5 protein-coding genes are annotated in these 6,000 nt (G+C 49.3%); all 5 read right to left on the reverse strand.

Annotated elements, in window-relative coordinates; translation table 11 throughout:
- Window positions 1–66: 66 nt before the first annotated feature.
- Window positions 67–885: a penicillin-insensitive murein endopeptidase gene (gene mepA, locus ACSF8W_RS23325; protein ID WP_500849486.1), complete on the reverse strand. Its 819-nt coding sequence runs from the start codon at window positions 883–885 to the stop codon at window positions 67–69.
- 133 nt (window positions 886–1,018) lie between these two features.
- Window positions 1,019–2,968 (reverse strand): TonB-dependent receptor domain-containing protein, encoded by a 1,950-nt coding sequence (locus ACSF8W_RS23330; protein ID WP_500849480.1) that lies wholly within the window; start codon window positions 2,966–2,968, stop codon window positions 1,019–1,021.
- A 131-nt stretch (window positions 2,969–3,099) separates the two neighbouring features.
- Window positions 3,100–3,834 carry a winged helix-turn-helix domain-containing protein gene (locus ACSF8W_RS23335; RefSeq protein ID WP_500849481.1) on the reverse strand — a complete coding sequence of 245 codons (735 nt, stop codon included), beginning with the start codon at window positions 3,832–3,834 and terminating at the stop codon, window positions 3,100–3,102.
- A gap of 133 nt (window positions 3,835–3,967) precedes the next feature.
- Complete coding sequence (locus ACSF8W_RS23340; protein ID WP_428478780.1) at window positions 3,968–4,948, reverse strand: sugar-binding transcriptional regulator; 981 nt, start codon at window positions 4,946–4,948, stop codon at window positions 3,968–3,970.
- A gap of 127 nt (window positions 4,949–5,075) precedes the next feature.
- Window positions 5,076–5,435 carry a DUF2799 domain-containing protein gene (locus tag ACSF8W_RS23345; RefSeq protein WP_500849482.1) on the reverse strand — a complete coding sequence of 120 codons (360 nt, stop codon included), beginning with the start codon at window positions 5,433–5,435 and terminating at the stop codon, window positions 5,076–5,078.
- Window positions 5,436–6,000: the final 565 nt, after the last annotated feature.

Consider the following 6,000-nt stretch of genomic DNA (forward strand, 5'->3'; position numbering starts at 1 on the left):
CCACTCCTAACAAAAAAGCGCCCAAGGGCGCTTTTTTTCTATCCATATCAGGACGAATCACATACCTTATGTTTCCAGAAGAACCAAGCACTGAGCGGGCGGCGGTGGCGGCACTTTTTTCTTCGCTTTCACCACTTCTTTCTTTTTCTTCGGTTTTTTCTCTGACTTCGGTTTTGGCTTCCAAGAGGCTAATTCCGCCCCACACCCGTCTCCCGGTGGCGGTGCGGCCTGCTCTTTACAGCTGCTATCGCCTTCCGGGCAATTGAGTCTGACGTGGAAATGGTAGTAATGCCCCCACCATGGACGCACTTTACGTAACCAGTCGCGGTTATTCCATTCACGCTCGCACAGTTGTTCCTTGATCACTGGATGGACAAAAATACGTGCCACGCGCGCATCAGCGGCAGCTAGTTGGACCATTAAGGCTTGTGATTGCCCCCAGTTTTTCTGATTGATTTTGTACTGCTTCAAATGCACCATCGGCAAGGGTTGTACATCAATCAACTCATCATCACTGAGTGGCTTATCCACCACTTTCAGCCAGATATCGGCATCTAATCCGGTCTGATGACTGGCATGGCCGGAGGCAAAACGACCGCCACGTGGCATCGCAATATCCCCGACTAATAGTTGCCCTAATTCCAGCTTGTGGGCTTTTTTCGACAAGTCAGTCAGAAACTGAATCATATCCGGATGGCCATAATAACGACCACGGTAGGAACGCATCACCTGATAGCCCTCCCCCGCGAGCGGTAACGATGCGCCCCCCGCCAAGCACCCGTTGTTATAGGTGCCGATAGATTCAGACTGCCCATCACTCGGTGACTCTACCTGCTCCCAGGGGGTGCTCCATACCTGCGCACTCCAAATCATGCCCAGTAACATTACAATGCCATATTTCACGGGTACTCCTTTACTCGCCAACTCAAATTGCAAAGACGCAGATCGCAAAAGAGGAGCTGTGCTCCTCTTTGATTGCATGTTATGTCGCTATATAACTATAGCTTTTTATGGCTATTTAGAAGGCATAGGAGACATTTAATCGAATATCCCGACCCGCATCTAAGGTTCCTTGGGCAATATCACCGTTGTTACCGTAACTTGCATGATCGCGATAAGCCTTATCCAACAGGTTCTTAACCGTAAACGTCAACGCCAAATCATCATTATTCAGTGGGTACCATTGCGCATAAATGTCATGCAAGGCATAGCCCGGCTTTTCCGCGTAACCTTCCGCTACATCGGTTAAGCGTTCCACATAGCGCCCGATATACCCGATTTCCACGCCATCCATCACTTGGTAACTGACATCAGCGACCCAGGTATCACCTATAGCCGTACCGATCCCTTTGGTGTCATCATTCAATGGCTCACCATTCAGCTCCGGACGTGATTGATTGTAGCTCAACCCCGCTACAACACCTTGCCACTGATACCCCACCCGAGCGGTAAACCCTTTGGTTTGTAAATCACCGAGGTTAGCTAACTCTCTTGGGCGCTCGTCCGTTTCGCCCACGACATCTTCAATTTCACTCCAGTAACCGGTGACCGACACCTGCCAATTTCCCGTTAACCAGTTGAAGCCCACTTCAGTATTATGTGCGCGCTCTTCTTTGCGTCCCGCTTGGCTTTTAGCGCCATCCAATTTGAAGATCTCACGGACTTGCGCACCGCGCAGCGCTTGCGCATAGCCGGCGTACACATCCAGACCCGGTATCACTTGGTAGTTCAGATTAATGTTCGGGCTAAAGCCGTCGTGATTAATTTCGTCACTGTTCGACGCTTGCAACTGGTAGTCATCGTAACGGAGACCCATGCTCAATAAGACGGCATCCGTCAGTTGCAGATCCCCCTGCACGTACACACCCAGCACACGCCCTTCATCCGTGTCAGATCCATAAATCGGGCTGCCTAAATACCCTTCATCGTCACGGTATTCAATCCCATACGTGATCAGGTGCGGGCCAAGCGCGCTGACATTACGCACATCTATACCGTAGCTTTTCGCTTCGCCCAAGTAATCCCCCCATGGGCCATCGAGATGCTCCAAAGAGGTTTCAGTGTGATAAGCCGTAATGTCCAGCGCCAGCCAATCATTGTTCAGCGGATCAAACTGATAATTACCCGTGATCGTTTCACGAACCATTTCTTGATTGATCGGCGCATTTTTCACGCTCTCAACCCATTGCGGGCGATGGTAGCGGTAGGCTTCGTCTTCCTGGCGATCGTAACTCACGGTCACTTTTTGTGCGTCACTCAACGTACCCACAAGCTTAACAAAGCCGACTTTATTTTCTGCCGCGGTGTAGGGTTGCTCATCGCCATTACCGTCAGTGAAGTCACCTTGATCGCTGTACGATAATGTCGCCAATACGCTGAACTGATTAGAAAGGTAACCATAACCGCTCAGGCTGGTTTTGTACCCTTCCGTATTATCGTAATAACCCGCTTTCACCAAAGCCCCGAAACGCTCATCGCCTTGCAGTAGATCTTGCGGATCTTTGGTCACAAAACGGATCGCGCCACCCAATGCCCCAGGGCCTTCTGTGGCCCGACCGGCACCCGCAGACACTTCCACTTGGCGGATCAATTCAGGCTCAATCGATAAACGGCCTTGGTGGTGATACACGTAGCCCGATTGCGTTGCGCCATCGATAGTGACATTGAGCAATGTATCTTCGATACCGCGGACATAAATTTTCTGTGACACGCTGGAGCCACCGCCAATCGAGACCTCGGGATCAGTGCGGAAAATATCACTCAAATCCGTCGCTTGGCGTTTATCGAGCTGCGCTGAATCAATCACGACCTCTGGTAATTGCTGCTGACTCCCCGTGACGACCATCGTTTCATGCATGGTCTCGTGCTTGGCCTCGTGCGTATCCTGCGCCTGTGCTGAATACGCCACCATCGCGAATGCGACCGCTAACGACACGCGTGTTTTGTTGAATGAACCACCCTGTTCCATATACCCCACCAAATAGAAATAACAATCATTTTCAATAAGCCGCGTATTTTGGTAAGCCAGAAACAGGTTGTAAATCACTTTTACAACCGTTACACATCATGCGTAGTTCCCTCGCAATTTGGGGTGCACATTTATGTAAAACGGTAACCTCGGCCATGCAGGGTTTTAATCCTGCCGACAGCCATACCTGCGCGGTGGAGCTTCTTACGGACACGACTCAAGTGCATATCGATACTGCGATCATAAGAACGATAAGTTCGTTCTAACACGCTGTCGCACAAATCCGGTTTACTGACGATACGATGACGATGCTGAGCTAAGTACCACAACAACTTGAATTCAATGGGGGTCAGTTTCAATTCGTGCTCGGCATACTGGGCACGCATCACCGTGTTATCGAGGCGCAGCTGATCAATGGCTAAGGTATGAGCCGGATTAGGGCGATAATGCGGACGCTGTAAAATTGCATTCACACGGTACGGTAATGTCTCTAACTGTTGAGGCAGACAAATGTAATCATCAGCCCCTTCAAGAAAGCTAGCCATACAGGTTGCTTGGCAATATTCCCGAGTAAAGATAATCGTCGGTAACGCGGTTTGTCGCGTCACAGAGAGCAGAGACTGACGGAGCGGCGGATTCATGGTGGCGGGAATGAATACACACCGCCCTTTGCGTTGGCGAATAGACTGAATGGCAGCCGTCTCCTCGATACACAATGCATCATACCCTTGCACACTTAACGCTTGTGCAATGTACTCGTGATCAGACGGATAAGGGGGAGAGGCTGTCACGACGATCACTTTTTCACTAACCGGCTTAGACGCAATCGTTGTGCTTATTGCTGTATTAGATTGTTCGAATTTCACGCGCCCTCAAATGATATTCATTCCTATTTAAGGGTTATACTAATGAAATCAAATAGCAACACAAGCGGGAGAAGAAAACCGATCACACAATAAATAAAAAGGCCCTAATGGGCCCTTTCTGCAGAGAAAAATGCTATTTCATTTGCTGATCCAGATTGAGGATCGTCAATGCATTACTCACACTCGTCGCCAGCACATCAACAACACCGGATCGCAGCACGCCGAGCAAGGCCAACGCTTTGCTGTTTTCTGCGGCTGTCACCACCACTGTAGGAATGTGGCGTAATTCTTCCATACTCAAGCCAATCACACGATCACTCATCATGGTATCTGCACGTAAGCCTTTACTGTCAAAGAAGTCATAACCCGCCAGATCGCCGACAACCCCTTTGCGGATCCTCGCTTCCACGATCTCTTGCGGTGTGAACCAACCGAGTTTCACCATATGACTGTTTTCGTTCATGTCTCCGACACCGACCAACGCGACATCAGCACGACGGGCGCGATCTAAGGTCTCTTTTACGGTGCCATTTTTCATGATGGCTTCTTTTACTTTAATGTCTTCGACATACGCGGGTGCATACAAGGTTTCACTGATCCCACCGTATTTTTTCGCTAACAAACGACAGATATGATCGGCGTTGATGGCATTACCCGAACGGTGAGTACCTCCGATCCCGCACACAAAGCGGCATTTACGGTGCGGCACGACACCCACATGACTGGCAATCGTGGCAATGTTACGCCCTTGCCCAACCGTCACGACCATGTCATCAGTCAGGGTCGCCGCTAAATAGGTTGAAACCAAACTGGCCACTTGCTGGCGTTGGCTTTCATCATCCGGCTGATCCAAGGCAATCAACGCGCGTTTCAAGCCAAAACGCTCAATCAATTGCTGCTCCAGTTTTTCACTGAAGACTGGATGATACTTTACGGTAATTTCAACGACGCCTTCATCACGCGCACGACGCAATAAACGGCCGACTTTCGCTCGCGACATGCCAAACTTTTGGGAAATTTCTTCTTGCGTCGCACCATCTTGATAATAGGCAATCGCAATTTCCGTCAACATATCACTGTCGACTTGAGGTATATCATTCACAGGCAGGCTCATTCATTTCCCAAGTAATACATGGCATAAACACGAGGTACTATCTTACCTTGAAGGCTATACTGGTGCGAGCCTCACCACCGTGATATGCGGGCTCTTTTTGACAAGAAAAACACCAAAAATCACTCACTCACAAGCTGTTACCTTCTCGCCCCGTCTCCCAATTCTTCTCAAAGGTTCGACCTTCAGGACTGCCATCAATGCAAACGTAATTTTTCGGTTTACCGAGTAACCCAAGGCGGAATGCATTTTTCGGGTCACAATAAGTTTCAACATACGCCTGATAAGCTGAACGATAGGCTTTTTGCTGCGCGGCATCTGCCGCCCCCAGTTCGGTTAACCCAGCGGATGTACGTGCCTGATGGCCCATTTCCACATCATACTGTGCTAATCCTGACCAATTACTCATCTCTGCATATTGTGCTACCTGAGTATTACTGCACCCTAGCAGCCCCAACAATACACAAGCAACAATCGCTATTTTTTTCATATAGACCTCCTTATACGCGTTCCTTCAGTATAGAAACTCTCCACCCTGATGATGTAATCAACGAGCAGAGAAAGAAGGATATGACACAACACCATGAGGTATCTTGCTGATGATCATGGTTCAGCACTGCAACAAATAAGATAAATAGAGCGGGATTTGCGAAACCAAAAGATACAGACGTAAAAAAGCCAAAGTCTTTCCTGCCCCACCTTAAATAAAAAGGGAGCTTAGTATAAGTGACTTAGCGGACGGGACTTTCTATCAACCTTGAGAGCAACGCGTCCCCCGGCGTGACAGGCCGCCACCTTCAAGGTGAATAGGCTAACCCACTGAACTATAGCGGCAACAGGACTAACAATATTGGTGATGATATTGCGCAGGAAAAAATGTTCATAGCAAGACGGCTATTGCGGGAACTAGTGGGCTAATTTCAAAATAGCCAACGTGGCGATGGGCATTTTTAACAAGCAATAGACGTAAAAAAGCCCGAGTCTTTCGACTCGGGCTTAGTATAAGTGGCGGAGCGGACGGGACTCGAACCCGCGACCCCCGGCGTGACAGGCCG

The organism is Photobacterium sp. 270122K, from assembly GCF_059941365.1.

Bases quoted from the DNA above. Each gene is read 5' to 3' on its own strand.
- mepA (WP_500849486.1), bottom strand. From the start codon at position 885: ATGTTACTGGGCATGATTTGGAGTGCGCAGGTATGGAGCACCCCCTGG.
- ACSF8W_RS23330 (WP_500849480.1), bottom strand. From the start codon at position 2,968: ATGGAACAGGGTGGTTCATTCAACAAAACACGCGTGTCGTTAGCGGTC.
- ACSF8W_RS23340 (WP_428478780.1), bottom strand. From the start codon at position 4,948: ATGAGCCTGCCTGTGAATGATATACCTCAAGTCGACAGTGATATGTTG.
- ACSF8W_RS23345 (WP_500849482.1), bottom strand. From the start codon at position 5,435: ATGAAAAAAATAGCGATTGTTGCTTGTGTATTGTTGGGGCTGCTAGGG.